Below are 15,141 nucleotides of genomic sequence, written 5' to 3'. Positions count from 1 at the left end.
AGCTTTTGTCAACAACTTGTTTTTACTATACCGTAAAATTTTTTGACGATCAAGGATGAAAATAATGAAGGTTCATCGAGTGCTGAGCGTGCTGTTCGTACTCTGGTGGGCTTGACCGGCTCTCGCGATGGCTCAGCCAACTGAAGTGTCATTGATTGAGTACGAGCGTCTTTTACGGGCGGCGTATGCGGCAGCCCAGCGTGGTGACCGACTCGAATTACAGGTGTTGGCCGATGAGTTAACGATCGTCAGCCACATGCGCATGCCCGACGGGCAGCTCGCTTCGGTCGATCAGCGTTGGTTGACCGAGGTATTGCTGGAGTCGGAACCCGATTTGCTTGCGGTGACAGCTCGCCTCGGTGCGCTAATTGACGCGCTCCCTCCTTCCACTACGCCGCCTGCGCAAGCACTTCAGCGGTGGGAAGAGGTTGTTAACGAATCACCGTTTGATCGCAATGAACCAGGCTGGCTAGAACAATTCTTCGAGTGGTTGTTCGGTCTGCTCGAACGACTCAATCCACCATTGCTGGAGGTGTCAATTGATGGACCACAATCCGATGCCTCGTTCAATCTGCGACCGTTTGTCTGGATAGGGATCGGATTGGCGATGCTGATCTTCGGTGGTGTGCTCTTTTTTTGGATACATGAGGTGCGCTTGACCATCCAAGCGCCGAAGCAGCAGGATCCTCCCGCTGAAGCCGACCCGATTACCTGGAGTGAGGCGCAACGGTTGGCAGCAGCAGCCCGGCAAGCCGGTGATCGGCGTAGTGCAGTGCGTTATCTCTATCTCGCTGCGCTGCTTTGGTTCGATGAACAAGGTCTACTGCACTACGACCGTTCGCTGACTGATCGTGAGTATTTACAACAACTGCGCGACCGACCATCATTGCGTGACCGTCTTGCTCCTGTGGTCAACACCTTCGACGCGGTGTGGTATGGGCAGCAGGTGATTGACGAGCAGGCATTTGCCCGCTACGAACAGCAGGTTGCTGCGATCAAGGCCATCACAACTCAGATAGGCAGAGCCTATGAAGCTACGGCTTGAATTTGTCCTCCTGATCGCGATCTTTGTCGGATTGGGTGGGTTTGCCGCCTACAGTGCCGAACAGAGCGGACAGAGTTCGTTGGGGGCACGGATAACATCGTTTAGTAGCAGCGATGAAGGTGCCCTGGCCCTCTATCGCTGGCTCGAACAGACCTATGGGAGCGTCGACCGACTGGCCTACCGTCCGTTTGGTTTGGCGCCAACCGATGGTCTGCTGCTGGTATTGGGACCAGGTGAGCGCTACAAGCCGGCAGAAGTTGCCGATGTAGTGGCATGGGTCGAAGCCGGTGGTGTAGTGGTTGTGGCCGACGATGTGCCGAGTCCGCGCAGTCAGGTGAGTCCGTTGCTGGAGGCGTTTGGGTTACGGTTGGAGCGAATTGGGCAAGTGGTGCGTAGTGCCGAGGTTGTCCATCCTGCCCTGGGGATCGTGCCGGTAGCTGAACTGCCGATCCAAACCCAAGTTGCCGTAACTGCGACGAACCAACCACCAACGTTCGCGCCATTGGCAGTTGCTGCCGGAAAACCGGTGGTGACCGGGTTGCGTTATGGTCAGGGATATGTGATCGCGCTGTCGAGTCTCTATCCGTTTACCAACGTCGGTTTGCGTGATCCGGCAGCGGCAGCGCTTCTCCTCAATATCGTTAGCTGGTTGCCGTCCGGTGAGCGCATTGTGTTCGATGAGTTTCACCATGGATTCGGTCCGGCTACCAATTTGCGCACACTATTGGCTGCTGTGCGTCCCATCGATCGTGAGGGCCTGCGGCGAATCTTAGCGGCATTGCGCCGTGCCGATTTGAACGAAACCGGTTTGCTTGCGTTGGTCGCAGAGGCCGATCGGTTGGGATGAGGAGGGTACGTGGGAAGTTTTCGTAGTAGTTGGCAGCAGGTAAGTGCATTACTCGATGACGGAGTGTCGTTGTATCGCCGTTACGTGGGTGGCTTTGCTGTGCTTGCCGGTATGTTTAGTCTGCCGGCATTGTTGGTGACGTTCAACGCTATTTTTCACATCGAACGTTTTGAAGATGCCTCGTTCACCGATCTGGTTCTCATTGTATTCGGTCTGTTCCTTTCCTCACACTTCATCATCCCACCGCTCACGCGAGCTACCCGCTTGGAGATCGACGGTGAGACGTTTACGGTAGGTCGCGTCGTGTGGCGGTGGCCAAAGATCGGGCGGTCGCTGATCGCACTGGTCTACGGCGGTGTGCTGGCTATCTTTTGGGGAATAGTTATATCATTCATTAGTAGTATCTTATTCAGTTGTGTCGGAGTATTCTTCATTGTAGGATTTTTGCTGTCATCGGCCGTAACAGAGGCATTCTTGATCTTTTTTCCAATCGTCATTGTTCTCCTGTTAGTCGCCTACGGTGGGTATCTCATGTTCAACAGTACGGCGATCGTGGCTGCGCTGTACGGTGTGCAACCGCTTCTCGACGACACCATCCCGTTGCGCAAAGCGCTCCAATTGTCGTGGAGTCTGCTGTTTCACCGTTTCTCTTATAATACACTCGTGTTTTGTTGTGCTGCCGCAGTCTTCGGGATGGTAGCGATGATTGTTACCTTAACCATCGGTTTGCTGCTACCGGCGCCGTTTGGGATTCAGCTTGGGGTTGAACATCCGCTCTTCCGTGGTCTGAGCGCAGTTGCGTGGGTGATCGGGCTGAATACCGCATTGCCACTCTTGCCGATATGGAGCACACTGCACTACCGGCAGATGCTGGCCGAACGTACCGGTGTCCGGTTTGCGGTGCGTCTTCAGCAGTTACGGCAGGCGGTTACCTCGTCAAGTTGACATAATTTTGCTTGTGAGATAATCTCTATGAACACAATTGGCGTGCTCAAAGTTAGTGGTCACGAACTCGACGATCCACACTTTTTGGCCGGTCTAACCGGCGTCATCCGTACCATGACCCAACCGCTGGTACTGGTGCATGGTGGTGGGAAAGAGATCAGCGTTGCTGTTGAACAAGCCGGATTGCCGGTTGAGTTTGTCGATGGCTTGCGGGTGACGACGCCGGAAATTATGGCGATTATGCAGATGGTTGTCTGCGGTTCGATCAATAAACGGATCGTTACGGCGCTGGTTAATGCCGGAGTACGGGCGTTAGGTCTCAGTGGGCTTGATATCGGCTTGTTACGTTGTGATCCGTACCGGCCAAATGGGCGTGATTTGGGCCGGGTCGGGGTTGTAACTGAAGTTGACGGTGCGGCGCTGCGCCATATCCTGGCGTTGGGCTGGTTGCCGGTGATCGCGCCGGTTGCGTTGGGTAGTGCTGATGGTCTTAGCTACAACGTCAATGCCGATATGGTTGCTGAATCCATTGCCGGCACCCTCGGTAATACCGAGTTGATCTTTGTCAGTAACGTGCCGGGGGTGTTAGTTGATGGTCAAGTTGTGCCGCGCTTGACGCCTGCCGCCGTTGAGGATTACATTGCTTCGGGCGTGATCAGCGGGGGGATGATCCCTAAAGTGCGTTCGGCCTTAGCAGCCTTGCGTCGTGGGGTAACCGGTGTTCGGATTGTCAATCTGGCCGGGCTACGTGATGGTGGTACCCGTTTCGTCGCCGAGGAAGCAGGATCATGACCGACCGGCAACATCTTTTGCGGTTGTTTCCCGATCTCGATCCGGCGGCCCAGGCCGATCTGTCCGCCTTGTGGCAGGTGGCTACCTATCCGGCCGGTCACATTTTTCACCTGCCCAATGAGGTTGGGCAGTATGTCTTTCTGTTGCAGCAGGGGCGGGTACGAATCTATAAATTGTCGGCGGAAGGGCGTGCGTTGACCCTCCTCGTCCTCAATCCGCCGAGTCTCTTTGGTGAGATGACCTTGGTCGGTTCCGGCACACACGACACGTGCGCTGAAGCAATGACCAATTGTGTAGTGGCGCAGATTGACCGTGAGACGTTTCGCGACTTTTTGAATCGGTATCCGGGAGCAGCGCTTGATGTGATGGAGCTGATGGGATCAAGGCTGCGCACAATGGAGCAACGCCTCGCCGATATTGCGTTCAAGAGTGTGCCGCAGCGTTTGGCAGCACTGTTGCTCGATCTGGCCGGTGATTCGGTTGAGGAGGCGGCGCCGGCGAGGTTGGTGCGTTACACACATCAGCAGTTGGCCGAGATGATCGGTACCTACCGCGAGACGGTGACGAAGGCGCTCGGCGATATGCGTGAGGCAAATCTGATCCGCATTGACGATGAGGCAATTGTTTTGGTCGATCCCGATCGGCTCCGGCGGCTAGCGTCGTAACCAAAACGGTTTCATCTACCTCATCGGGAGGCGGGACACGGCAATGCTGTGTCCCGCTCTCGCTTATCGGTAAGGTTATGCCAGCCGCTCAAAAATCCCGGCGGCTCCCATCCCGCCTCCGATGCACATTGTCACCATTCCGTACCGCCCACCACGCCGCTCAAGCTCATCGAGGATCTGGACGGTCAGTTTGGCGCCGGTGCAGCCGAGCGGGTGACCAAGGGCGATTGCGCCACCGTTGACATTAACCCGTTCTTCGTCGAGGTCGAGCTGGCGAATGACGGCGAGCGCCTGTGCCGCAAAAGCTTCGTTTAGCTCGATCAGGTCAATATCGGCCAGCGTGAGACCGGCCAGCTTCAAGGCTTTCGGAATCGCCACAACCGGCCCGATCCCCATCACCTCTGGTTCGACCCCGCTCACCGCAAAACTCACGAAGCGGGCGCGCGGTTTGATCCCAAGTTCGGCGGCGCGTTCGGCACTCATCACAACCACTGCTGCCGCACCGTCGCTGGTTTGTGACGAATTACCGGCCGTAACCGTCCCATCGGCGGCAAAGACCGGCTTGAGTTTTGCCAACGCCTCTGCCGAGGTGTCGGCGCGTGGCCCCTCATCACGGGTAAAGATCTGAACGTGACGTTGCGGTTGTCCGTCTGGCCCCGGTTCGACCATTTCAACCTCAACCGGCACGATGCTGCTATCGAACAGACCGGCTGCTTGGGCCGCTAATGCGCGCCGGTGCGAGCGCAAGGCAAACGCATCTTGATCGGCGCGGCTGATCTCAAACCGACGAGCCACACGCTCGGCCGTCAACCCCATACTCAAATAGACTGCCGGATCGTGTTGGGCAAGGTAGGGATTGGGAGAGAACTTGTTACCGCTCATCGGTACCATGCTCATACTTTCGGTACCACCGGCGACGATGATGTCGTTCTGACCGGCCATTATCTGATACGCCGCCATTGCAATCGTCTGCAAACCTGACGAACAGAACCGGTTTACGGTTACGCCGCAGACACTATCGGGTAAACCGGCACGCTGGGCTGCAATACGGGCAACGTTCAATCCCTGCTCACCTTCCGGCATAGCGCAGCCCATAATCACATCTTCAACTAAGGCCGGCTCGATCCCGGCGCGTTCGATGGCTGCCTTAATCACAATGGCGGCTAAATCATCGGGCCGCACCGTGCGTAATGCGCCACGACCGGCTTTACCGACGGCGGTGCGCACCCCTGATACGATCACTGCTTCACGCATGGGAATACTCCTTATCTAATATCTATGAACGCTAATTCCGCAACGGCTTACCGTGTTCGAGCATGTGACGCGCCCGCGCCTGTGTGCGCTCGTCTTTCAGCAGTTCAATGACAGTCATCCGCTCCAGGTTGTGCATGTAGACGTCGTCAACCCATTGCGGGCTGCTCAACTCGCCGCCACACAGCACATAGGCGAGCTTTTCGGCCAATACTGCATCGTAAGGTGTGGCAAAACCGGCTTCGCGCATCTGGTAGATCCCGATACGCGCTGCCGCTAAGCCATCGCGACCAAGCGCATAACACGGTTTAGCCGTGATCGTCGGTGTGTAACCATCGGCAACCAATCGCAGGACCTCACGTTTTGCTTCACCGATCAGGTAATCCGGGTTAAAGACGATCCGGTCGGTCGGGCGTAGTAAGCCGAGTTCCTTCGCCTCATGTGCGCTGGTGGCAACTTTTGCCAGCGCTATCGTCTCGAACACCTGCTGGAAAGCCTTGAGGGGATCATGGCCGTTGCGGGCAGCGGTCGCAATAATCCGACGATTCATCTCGGTACAACCACCCCATGCTGGGATGACACCGACGCCAAACTCAACAAAACCCATGTAGGTTTCGGCAGCCGCTACCGAGGCAGCCGTGTGCATCGACAACTCAACCCCGCCACCGAGCGTCTGCCCAAACGGTGCACTCACGACCGGCTTGGCGCTATCGCGCATACGGCGGAAGGTTTGTTGGACCAGGGCGGCATACTCATCGATGTCGTCCCATGCACCGGCCATCACCGCCGTGCCTACATCGTTGAGATCAAGGCCGGCCGAAAAGCGGGGGCCTTGGTTGCCGATCACCATCCCCACCCACGGCCCTTGCTCAAGTTCATCGAGCGCCTTGATCAGTATCTCAATGACTGGGCCACCTATCGTATTCGCTTTCGAGTGCAATTCAAAGCAGAGGACGCCATCACCGAGATCGATCACACTGGCGCTGTCGTTGCCGAACAGTTCGCGACCGGCAGCCTTCAGCGCGGCCAGATCGATTGCGCGCGGGTCACGGTTGATCGGCTCCAGCTTGCCGGTTGCCACATTGTACGCCGCCGGTTGGCCGTCAATTTCGCCGTAGAAACGGCCCTCGGTCTTGATAAGTTCGTCAACCCATGACGGAAGTGTTTCGCCGAATGTCCGCATCCGCGCTGCGGTTTCAGCGATGCCCATCGCTTGCCATAGTTGGAATGGCCCCTGTTCGTGAGCGAAGCCCCAGCGCATCGCATTGTCAACGTCGGCCACACTATCGGCGATCTCCGGCAACCGTCGTGCTGCGTAAGCCATCATCGGATAGATCGCCGCTGCTACCAGTTGTGCCCCGCGGTCGTGCTCGGTTTCGGCTTTGTCGAGGATAAAGCGTAACCGTTCGGGCAACGACTTGATCTTGCGTGCCGCTGCAATTAATGCGTCAACCGATGCCGTCCCTTGTGGTGGTATATACTCGAGCGTCTGGAGATCGATGGGCCAAAACTCGCGCTTACCGTCACGCTTCATCTCCTTGTAAAAACCCTGACCTACTTTCTTCCCCAGCTTCCCGGCAGCAACCATCCGTTGGGTGAGATCGTTCTGACGGTAGACTTCACGGCTCTCATCATCGGGAATGGCGTCGTACAGATTACTGGCAACGTAGGTCATGACATCAATGCCGACCTGATCGAGCAAGCGGAAGCTGGCTGTATTCGGTCGCCCAATCAGCGGTCCGGTCAGTGCATCGACCTCTTCCACCTGATAACCGTGCTGGAGGGCGAAGTTGAGCAGCACTTGCCCAGCGTACACAAAGATCCGATTACCGATAAAATTTGGACGGTCTTTGCAGATGACAACTCCTTTGCCCAGTCGCTCTTCGGCAAACTGGCGGAAAGCTGCGACCACCGTCGGGTCGGCGTCATCGCCGGGGATGATCTCAAGCAAGCGCAGGTAGCGGGGTGGATTGAAAAAGTGGCTGCCGAAGAAATGGCGGCGGAACGCTTCACTGCGTCCTTCAGCGATAATACGGATCGGAATACCGGATGTGTTGGTGGTGATGATCGCCGTTGGTTTGCGAACCTCTTCCAACCGCGCCATTAATGCCTGCTTTGGGCCGATCTGCTCGACAATCGCCTCGACGATCCAGTCACATTCAGCTAAGCGGTGAAAGTCATCTTCGGTGTTGCCAAGTGTGATTAGCTCGGCGCTACGCTCGGTGTACAGATTCGACGGACGCGCCTTGCGCATGCGCTCAAAGCCCTGCTGGACGATGCGGTTGCGAACCTGCGGATGCGAGAGGGTAAGTCCCTTGGCTTCTTCGTCGGGTGTCAGCGAGCCAGGTGGAACGTCGAGCAGCAGCACCGGAATGCCCGTTCCGGCGACCAGAGCGGCGATCGCAGCGCCCATCGTCCCGGCGCCGATCACGCCAACACGCTTGATGTGATAGGTCATTGGGTCCTCCTTGACCATTCGATCCAAACGACAATGTTGCGGACGGTGACGCATTGGTCAAGCTTACGGTACGGTCTGCATCGCCCGATAGACTTAGACGCACTGCGTCATGGAATGACACTATCATACCATAAGTTTGCGCAGTTCGTAAGCGAAGCGGGATACATTTGACGTCGTTTCTGCTTATGCTACAATGTTAATCAATCTACTTGACTATTGGAGGGAATGATGCGCATCTCGAGCAAAGGCGAATACGGGCTACGCGCCGTTTTTGACTTGGCGCAGCACTATGGCGAAGGGCCGATCCAGAGTGAGTCCATTGCGATCCGGCAGGGCATTCCGGTCAATTACCTGAACCAGTTACTGATCACCCTACGCCGGGCCGGCTTGGTCGAGAGTTTGCGTGGCCCACAGGGTGGTCATCTGTTGGCCCGTTCGCCGGAAACGATCTCACTCCTCGAGGTGCTGACGGTGCTCGAAGGCCCGATTCTCCCTACCGAAGGTGGTCGCGATGATTTGCAACCGACGGAGCCGCTCGACCGTGCGTTGATCGATGAGGTCTGGAGTGAATTGCGGACCCTGATCGAACAGCGTCTGGCCAGACTTACCCTCGACGACCTTTGTCAGCGTAAGCGCAGTCGCGATGGTGCGGTGATGTACTACATCTGATTCTCGGTCACAATATCAACCCAACGCTTTCCATCCAAAAACGCAACCACGACATTGCCCCCGCGATCAGCAGGGTTGGAATGAGCGCAATGGTGGCCGGCCCGGCGAGTTGGCGCAGGCTGGTAATTTTGCCTTCATACCCCATCAAGAGGCTGGTCAGTAACAGACAAACCAAAAACAGGACGCCGAGAATGCCGAAGAAGGCGAGAAAAGCCAACGGCCAAAAGGTAATACCGAGATTACCGTAGATGGCAGCCAATGCCAGGAGGTCGATCACAATAATGCCGAGGATTTCGCCCCAATGGGCAAACACCGGTTGGTGAGGATCGACGTTTTGGCGAAGACTGTTGTTGAGGACAAGGTGGAGTGCGGTTGCGACGGTGATGCCCATGCCCATCCCGGTGAGCGTGCGGAGAAAGTTGTCTGGCGGGTACCAGTTGGGAAGGCCGAGATCGAGAAATAGGGAGTTGAAGCCGTCAACTGCCATGATACCTACGAACGCTACCAAAAGGAGTGAGATAGGCCACGGCGGGATTTTGCCGGCTCTGCCCCGACCAATTGCGTAGAGATAGATAAACGTGAGCATAAAACTCAAGTAGATGCCACTGTTCCGGGCACAGAGCGGGAATTGGAGACCACCGACGAAGATGTTGTGTTGTTGCGCACAAATCCCATGCACGACAGCGTACATCTTCCATTCAAGTGGCATACCGGGGCTGAAGAGCAGGGCCAAGAGCAAAGCGCTGAAACTGCCCAGAAAGATTGGCCCCCACGGTATAGCTCGTCGTGCTACCACTTTCCGCGCCGCAACCCGCTCTTGCGCCATACGCACGATCTCTTCTGGCGTTTGCTCACTCATTTTACCTCCGCAAGTCGTTCGGTCAGCCGCTCACGTGTGAGGGCGCCGACATGTCGCACGGCAATCGTTCCGTCACGGTTGATGAAGAAGGTGGTCGGTAGGTTGACGACGCCGTACCGCTCACCGATCACACCGTCGCGATCGGTAATGAGCGGGAAGCTGACGCCTACTTTGGGAGCGAAAGCGCTGATCGCTTCGGTTGACTCACTCCGGTTGACGGCCAGGATGACCAGATCTGGGTTAGCGCGACGTGCCGCATCGAGCGTCGGCATTTCTTCGACGCAGGGCAAACACCATGTTGCCCAAAAGTTGATAATCACCGGCTTGCCGTGCAGATCGCTCAGCTTATGCACGCCATCAGGTAGGGTATAGCTAAAATCCGGCGCACGTTCACCGGGGATGGCCGCCCAATCCGGCTTGCGGTCGATTAAAGTACTCTCCGCTGCAATCGGCGTCTCACCGACGACGAGGGGTGGGTTGGTTTGCGATGTTTGCGTGCAGGCAGCGAGTAGTATCGTCAGACTGAGGAAGATAATGAGTCGTTTCATAGGACAATTGTACCACTAACTATCTTGTCGCATCGTTGCGTCTGTTGGATAAACAGCTTTATAATGCTTCGTCGGATCACACGACCGACGCCCTGAGTTGTCAGGTTTCTATGTCTGTATCATACCGCATTCGCCAGTTTCGTGCGGCAATCCGTGCTACCGTCACACCCGCCGAATATGCAATGGTAGCACGCATCTTGCCGCCGGCAGAATATCACCTGTTTCAACAAATGCCGCTCTACGATCAACGGCATTGCCTTGATGTCTATTACACCCTGGTAGCTGCCGGCGAACAAGATCCGTTGCTGTTGCGGGCTGCGCTGTTCCACGATTGTGGGAAGGTTAGTGACGATGGCCGACCGTTAGCGTTGGGATGGTACGTGATAGCAACCATCCTCAAGCGTTGGCCGGCTCTTTACCTGTTCGCTGCCCGTCTTGCCCCGCCGATTGCTATCTATGCCGAACATGCGGCTCGTGGTGCGCGGATGGCGGCGGCCGCCGGTTGTCCGCCGGAGATTGTCGAGACGATCCGGCACTATCACGATCCACACCCAACCGGTCGTGCTGCCCGCTTGCAGTGGGCCGATAATCAACACTGACACACAGAATAGTATGTCGTATGAGATAACGTTGCCTGCCTTTACCGGCCCGCTCGATCTGCTCCTGCGCCTGATTGAGCGTGCCGAGCTTGATATTACTGCGATTGCTCTCGCCAGTGTCGCCGATCAGTATCTGGCTCACGTGCGCATGCTTGATCAGGTTGAGCCGGGAGAGTTGGCCGAGTTTGTCAGTGTAGCGGCACGTCTTGTCTTGATTAAGTCACGAGCGCTTTTACCACGCTCGCCTGTTGTTCCAACGGCGCCGGTTGATGAAGATGCCGAACAGTTGGCGGCGCAGCTCGAGTTGTATCGTCGCTTCAAACAAGCAGCCGAGATATTGCGGGTATGGCAGGAGAGCGGACGCAGTACGTTTGTTCGTGTTACGCCACCATTGTTGCCCCTTACCCCACCACCGGCCACATACCGCGTCGCCGATCTGTTGCAAGCGCTGGCCCGTCGCGCGCAGTTGCAGTTGCCGCTCGCAGCGGAAGAACCGATCGTGCTGACTCCCCGCCTGATGGTAGCCGAAGTAGTCGGTCGTATCCGCGCTCGCCTCGAACGGGCAACGTGGTTTGATTTCAGCGATCTCCTTTCGGCCCAACCAACCGCCGAAGAGGTGATCGTGTCGTTTTGGGCGGTGCTTGAGTTGTTGAAACGACAGGCCATTGTTGTGGAACAGACAACGCTGTTTGGTCCCATTCTTATCGGGCGTGGCACCGCACCGATTGAGACGACCGACACCGATGAACGAGAGTTGTAATCGGTGTCGGTATGTGCGACAATGCAAGCAACACCGGCATGCTTCGTTGTGTGAAGAGACTGCTATGAGCGGTATTTCGTCCGATCAGATGAACCGTGCGCTGCCCCTCGGCGATCTGCTCGCCTTCGATGATGCGCTGCGGGCCGACGATACGCCGGAAAGTTTGCTCGGTGAAGTGGTTGAAACCCTGCGGCGGATTGTCAACAGCCCGTGCGTTTATGTCCGCCTGCGTGATACCGAACGCGAGCTGCTGCACGCGGTCGCGTTTGCCGGGATTGCGCCGGAGTTGGTCGAGCAATTGCGGGCAATACCGATTGGACCTGACGTGTATCAACCGTTGTTGCACGATGCGTATCGCCAGAGTAGTTCGTTTCTCGTACCTGCTGAGGCATTGCCGGTCGGGGTACCGGATACGGCGGCGATTGCCCGGTCGGCGGCGTTACTGACTCCATTGCGTGGCCGCGGTGACCGTCTGATCGGGGTGATCGTTATCGCATGGCCTGTACCACCCGATCCGGCAACGGTGCGGATGGTTGAAGCGGTTGCCCGGCAAGCAGCTTTGGCGGTTGAGAATGTGCGATTGGCCGAGCGAAGTGCTCGTTTGCTGGCGAAGGAGCAGTTGCTGGCCGAGTTAGGGCGGGCGGTTGGAGCAACCCTTGATCTTAACACCATCCTGCGCCAGACCGTGGATCGCCTGGCCGCGGCTTTCGGTAGTGGGTTGGTAGCCTTACTTGATGACGAAGGCGAACTCCTCGTTGCTGCCGCAGCATCGCCCTTGACCGAACTTATTGGTCGGCGCTTGCCTTTAGCCGATAAAGCGTTGGCGTGGGTTGTGCAGAATGGTCGCCCGTTCGTGATCGAAGATTGCCGGTCGCCGGAGGGGGCACAATCCATCTTCCCACCCGACGTGATGTCGTGTGTCATTGCACCGCTGCGCAGTGGTGGACGAGTCATCGGTTTGCTCAGCGTGGTGAGTCGTCGCGTTGGGGCGTTTAATGATGAAGATGTCGATCTGCTCGAAGCGATTGCTGCGCAAGTGAGCGGCCCCATCGTAAGCGCCCAACTCTACGCCGAGTCACAACGATTAGCCAGGCAGGTACAACGCCGCGCCGATCAATTGGCGGTGCTCAATTCGATAGCGCGGATTGTCACCGCAACGCTTGATCTCCACGAATCATTGCCACTCGCGACACAACAGATTCAACAGGGATTTGGCTACCCACAAGTCGATCTCTTTCTGCTCGATGAAGACGCCAGCGAATTGGTGCTGGTTGCTTCTGCCGGTCAGTACGCGCCGGCCCGGGTTGGTCATCGCCAACATATCAATCTGGGCCTGGTCGGGCGGGCAGCCCGGAGCGGTAAGATTGTGCGGGCCGAGGATGTTGCCGCCGAGGCCGATTATCTTGGCCTCCGTGAGCGGCTCGATATTCGCTCTGAGCTGTGTGTGCCCCTGATCGCCAACGGCAAAACCTTAGGAGTACTAAATATCGAATCACCACAACCGGCCGGGCTAACCGCCGAGGATGCGGCAGTGTTGGAGACGGTGGCCGATATGTTAGCCGGCGCCGTCGAGAATGGGCGGCTCTACCAGCGGGCGCAGCAGGCAGCGGCCCTCGAGGAGCGCAACCGATTGGCGCGCGAATTGCACGATAGCGTAAGCCAACAGCTCTTCAGTATGACCCTCACTGCCCAAGCCGCCCGTTCCCAATTTGAGCGCAATCCGGCGCGCGTTCCCGTGTTGCTCGAACGCCTGCATGAGACGGCAACCGCAGCTCTCGCCGAGATGCGGGCGCTTATCTTTCAATTACGCCCACCGGCGCTACGCGATCAAGGCCTAGTGGCTGCAATCCAACAGCATGCTCAACATCTTGCGCATCGAGAAGGCTTGCGCATCGAACTCAATGTGATCGGTGATGAGCGGCATGTCCGTGGCATTGAACAACCGCTCTTTCGTATTGTGCAAGAGGCTCTGAACAATATCGTGAAACATGCGGCAGCACGCAATGTGCGTATCCAGCTCGAACTCACCGCCGATCAGGCACGCCTCTGCATCGCTGACGATGGGCAAGGCTTCGATCCGCATGCCTACCCCTCCGGTGAGGGTCGTCATCTTGGGTTACTCGGCATGCGGGAACGGGCCGCCGAACTTGGCGGATCGTTTACGGTTCGTTCGCAGCCTGGCTCAGGAACAGAGATCGAGGTGATCGTTCCCTTGCGCGAGCGTCATACTGCAGGCGAGTAAAGCTGCTGCTCATAACGAAAAGGTGGTGGTATGGAACAGATTACGGTACTGCTCATTGATGATCATCGGGTGGTACGGCAAGGCCTGCGTGACTTCCTCGAACTGCAATCCGACATTGAAGTGGTCGGTGAAGCGGCCAGTGGGGAAGCAGGGATCGAACTTGCCCGTGAATTGTTGCCAGACGTCGTCTTGATGGATCTCGTGATGCCCGGCATCGATGGCGTCGAAACAACGCGCCGGATCAAGGCAGTTAGTCCTTCCTCACAAGTGATCGTGCTCACTAGCTTTGCCGACGACGATAAAGTGTTTCCGGCGATCAAAGCCGGTGCGATCTCATACTTGCTCAAAGACATCTCACCCGAAGAGTTGGCGCACGCCATCCGCGCTGCTCGTCGTGGTGAAGCGGTGTTGCACCCCGATGTCGCCGCCAAACTGATGCAAGAGTTCAACACACCGCGCCCCAATGAGGCACCGGTCGAGCAACTCACACCGCGTGAAATGGATGTTCTGCGGCTGGTAGCGAAGGGTATGTCGAATAAAGAAATCGCCGACACCCTGATCGTTTCGGAAAAGACGGTAAAGACCCATATTAGCAATATTCTCTCGAAGCTGCACTTAGCCGACCGCACGCAAGTGGCGATCTACGCGCTACGGAAGCGGCTTGTGCCGATTGATGAGGAATGATAGTATGCAGCATGCGCGCATTGTTTTACTCGGTACCGGCACCGGTCTTCCCGATCCGGATCGATCCTATACGCATTTAGTGTGGGATGGACCAGGAGGGCCGTTCCTTATCGATGTCGGTGGCGAGAGTTACCGTCGGCTCCTCGCCACAGGGATCGACCCACAACAGTTGCGTGGTGTGTTTTTGACCCACAGCCACTGCGATCATATCAATGGGTTAGCGGCGTTGATTTTCAGCTTGCGACTCGGCGGGCGTAACGAACCGCTACCGATCTACGGCCTTGCAACCACCCTTGAGTTGGCATCAGGATACGTGACGGCAGCAGGTTTGGAAGAATGGGCCGCCTTGGCCGACTGGCGACCGGTTACTGCCGGTGAGCAGGTATCCCTTGGCGAGGGTCTTGAGCTGGCAACCGCAGTAACGGCCCATAGCCGGCCATGCCTTGCCGTTCGGCTGAGCGCATCCAACGTTAGCCCCATCTGCTATTCGGCCGATACCGAACCGTGTCCTGCGGTGACCGAACTGGCGACCGGAGCCGACCTGCTGATTCACGAGGCAACCGTGGCCGAACCCTTTGCCGGTCATACGACACCGCGACAGGCCGGTGCAGTTGCGGCAGCAGCCGGTGTGCATCGTTTGGTGTTAGTCCACTTCAGCCCGCGCTGGACGATGCCGGTTGCCCAGGCCCTGGCCGAAGTAGCGGCAGGTGGCTTCACCGGCGAAGCTCAGGTTGGCACGGATCTGCAAGAACTGTTGGTATCGCAACAGTGAGTCGA

The 15,141-nt window shown here is 57.1% G+C and carries 15 protein-coding genes; 11 read left to right on the top strand and 4 right to left on the bottom strand.

The genetic code is table 11. The features are described 5' to 3' along the window. Positions 1-127 precede the first annotated feature (127 nt). From ACP5OT_RS06495 to ACP5OT_RS06475, 5 genes are read left to right on the top strand one after another with little or no spacing between them, the layout of a single operon-like run. Entirely contained in the window at positions 128-1,045 is a 918-nt protein-coding gene (locus tag ACP5OT_RS06495; RefSeq protein ID WP_428131686.1) for a DUF4129 domain-containing protein, read from the top strand. After that, positions 1,029-1,892 (top strand): DUF4350 domain-containing protein, encoded by an 864-nt coding sequence (locus tag ACP5OT_RS06490; protein WP_424675991.1) that lies wholly within the window; start codon positions 1,029-1,031, stop codon positions 1,890-1,892. Before ACP5OT_RS06495 ends, ACP5OT_RS06490 begins: the two co-directional genes overlap by 17 nt. A gap of 9 nt (positions 1,893-1,901) precedes the next feature. Beyond that, a complete protein-coding gene (locus tag ACP5OT_RS06485) occupies positions 1,902-2,837 on the top strand; it encodes a hypothetical protein (protein ID WP_428131683.1) in 936 nt (311 codons plus the stop codon). Positions 2,838-2,864: 27 nt separating this feature from the next. Next, complete coding sequence (gene argB / locus ACP5OT_RS06480) at positions 2,865-3,629, top strand: acetylglutamate kinase (protein ID WP_424675989.1); 765 nt, start codon at positions 2,865-2,867, stop codon at positions 3,627-3,629. After that, positions 3,626-4,294 carry a Crp/Fnr family transcriptional regulator gene (locus tag ACP5OT_RS06475; protein WP_424675988.1) on the top strand — a complete coding sequence of 223 codons (669 nt, stop codon included), beginning with the start codon at positions 3,626-3,628 and terminating at the stop codon, positions 4,292-4,294. Before argB ends, ACP5OT_RS06475 begins: the two co-directional genes overlap by 4 nt. Positions 4,295-4,369: 75 nt before the next feature. Here the strand turns inward: ACP5OT_RS06475 and ACP5OT_RS06470 are convergent, their stop codons facing one another. Next, positions 4,370-5,548: a thiolase family protein gene (locus ACP5OT_RS06470; RefSeq protein ID WP_424675987.1), complete on the bottom strand. Its 1,179-nt coding sequence runs from the start codon at positions 5,546-5,548 to the stop codon at positions 4,370-4,372. A 31-nt stretch (positions 5,549-5,579) separates the two neighbouring features. After that, positions 5,580-8,003: a 3-hydroxyacyl-CoA dehydrogenase/enoyl-CoA hydratase family protein gene (locus ACP5OT_RS06465; RefSeq protein ID WP_428131680.1), complete on the bottom strand. Its 2,424-nt coding sequence runs from the start codon at positions 8,001-8,003 to the stop codon at positions 5,580-5,582. Positions 8,004-8,231: 228 nt separating this feature from the next. Here ACP5OT_RS06465 and ACP5OT_RS06460 point away from each other — a divergent pair, with 228 nt between their 5' ends. Continuing rightward, positions 8,232-8,672 (top strand): RrF2 family transcriptional regulator, encoded by a 441-nt coding sequence (locus ACP5OT_RS06460; RefSeq protein WP_424676003.1) that lies wholly within the window; start codon positions 8,232-8,234, stop codon positions 8,670-8,672. Between the two features lie 7 nt (positions 8,673-8,679). On the opposite strand, the gene ACP5OT_RS06455 is transcribed toward ACP5OT_RS06460, so the two are convergent. Next, on the bottom strand, positions 8,680-9,531 hold the full coding sequence (locus ACP5OT_RS06455; protein WP_424675985.1) for a DUF2085 domain-containing protein: 852 nt from the start codon (positions 9,529-9,531) through the stop codon (positions 8,680-8,682). Next, positions 9,528-10,079 (bottom strand): redoxin domain-containing protein, encoded by a 552-nt coding sequence (locus ACP5OT_RS06450; RefSeq protein ID WP_424675984.1) that lies wholly within the window; start codon positions 10,077-10,079, stop codon positions 9,528-9,530. The genes ACP5OT_RS06455 and ACP5OT_RS06450 overlap by 4 nt, the downstream gene beginning before the upstream one ends. Before the next feature lie 110 nt (positions 10,080-10,189). Here ACP5OT_RS06450 and ACP5OT_RS06445 point away from each other — a divergent pair, with 110 nt between their 5' ends. The 5 genes from ACP5OT_RS06445 (at position 10,190) to ACP5OT_RS06425 (ending at position 15,136) form a co-directional block, all read left to right on the top strand. Continuing rightward, a complete protein-coding gene (locus ACP5OT_RS06445; RefSeq protein WP_424675983.1) occupies positions 10,190-10,678 on the top strand; it encodes an HDIG domain-containing metalloprotein in 489 nt (162 codons plus the stop codon). 13 nt (positions 10,679-10,691) lie between these two features. Then, entirely contained in the window at positions 10,692-11,438 is a 747-nt protein-coding gene (locus ACP5OT_RS06440; protein WP_428111568.1) for a segregation and condensation protein A, read from the top strand. Positions 11,439-11,502: 64 nt separating this feature from the next. Further along, positions 11,503-13,680, top strand: coding sequence for a GAF domain-containing protein (locus ACP5OT_RS06435; protein WP_424675981.1), 2,178 nt, complete (start codon positions 11,503-11,505; stop codon positions 13,678-13,680). 30 nt (positions 13,681-13,710) lie between these two features. Further along, the gene (locus ACP5OT_RS06430) at positions 13,711-14,364 is read left to right on the top strand and encodes a response regulator (protein ID WP_424675980.1); all 654 of its coding nucleotides are present in this window, start codon (positions 13,711-13,713) and stop codon (positions 14,362-14,364) included. A gap of 4 nt (positions 14,365-14,368) precedes the next feature. Continuing rightward, positions 14,369-15,136, top strand: a complete 768-nt coding sequence (locus tag ACP5OT_RS06425) for an MBL fold metallo-hydrolase (RefSeq protein WP_428131677.1) — start codon at positions 14,369-14,371, stop codon at positions 15,134-15,136. Positions 15,137-15,141: the final 5 nt, after the last annotated feature.

This window comes from Chloroflexus sp. (assembly GCF_049970315.1).
In the GTDB taxonomy this organism is placed as follows: Bacteria; Chloroflexota; Chloroflexia; order Chloroflexales; family Chloroflexaceae; genus Chloroflexus.
This window is presented reverse-complemented; position numbering and strand designations above follow the sequence as displayed.

Excerpts from the sequence above, each read along its gene's own strand:
- ACP5OT_RS06495 (WP_428131686.1), top strand. The coding sequence starts at position 128 with ATGGCTCAGCCAACTGAAGTGTCATTGATTGAGTACGAGCGTCTTTTA.
- ACP5OT_RS06490 (WP_424675991.1), top strand. The coding sequence starts at position 1,029 with ATGAAGCTACGGCTTGAATTTGTCCTCCTGATCGCGATCTTTGTCGGA.
- argB (WP_424675989.1), top strand. The coding sequence starts at position 2,865 with ATGAACACAATTGGCGTGCTCAAAGTTAGTGGTCACGAACTCGACGAT.
- ACP5OT_RS06475 (WP_424675988.1), top strand. The coding sequence starts at position 3,626 with ATGACCGACCGGCAACATCTTTTGCGGTTGTTTCCCGATCTCGATCCG.
- ACP5OT_RS06470 (WP_424675987.1), bottom strand. The coding sequence starts at position 5,548 with ATGCGTGAAGCAGTGATCGTATCAGGGGTGCGCACCGCCGTCGGTAAA.
- ACP5OT_RS06465 (WP_428131680.1), bottom strand. The coding sequence starts at position 8,003 with ATGACCTATCACATCAAGCGTGTTGGCGTGATCGGCGCCGGGACGATG.
- ACP5OT_RS06460 (WP_424676003.1), top strand. The coding sequence starts at position 8,232 with ATGCGCATCTCGAGCAAAGGCGAATACGGGCTACGCGCCGTTTTTGAC.
- ACP5OT_RS06455 (WP_424675985.1), bottom strand. The coding sequence starts at position 9,531 with ATGAGTGAGCAAACGCCAGAAGAGATCGTGCGTATGGCGCAAGAGCGG.
- ACP5OT_RS06450 (WP_424675984.1), bottom strand. The coding sequence starts at position 10,079 with ATGAAACGACTCATTATCTTCCTCAGTCTGACGATACTACTCGCTGCC.
- ACP5OT_RS06445 (WP_424675983.1), top strand. The coding sequence starts at position 10,190 with ATGTCTGTATCATACCGCATTCGCCAGTTTCGTGCGGCAATCCGTGCT.
- ACP5OT_RS06440 (WP_428111568.1), top strand. The coding sequence starts at position 10,692 with ATGTCGTATGAGATAACGTTGCCTGCCTTTACCGGCCCGCTCGATCTG.
- ACP5OT_RS06435 (WP_424675981.1), top strand. The coding sequence starts at position 11,503 with ATGAGCGGTATTTCGTCCGATCAGATGAACCGTGCGCTGCCCCTCGGC.
- ACP5OT_RS06430 (WP_424675980.1), top strand. The coding sequence starts at position 13,711 with ATGGAACAGATTACGGTACTGCTCATTGATGATCATCGGGTGGTACGG.
- ACP5OT_RS06425 (WP_428131677.1), top strand. The coding sequence starts at position 14,369 with ATGCAGCATGCGCGCATTGTTTTACTCGGTACCGGCACCGGTCTTCCC.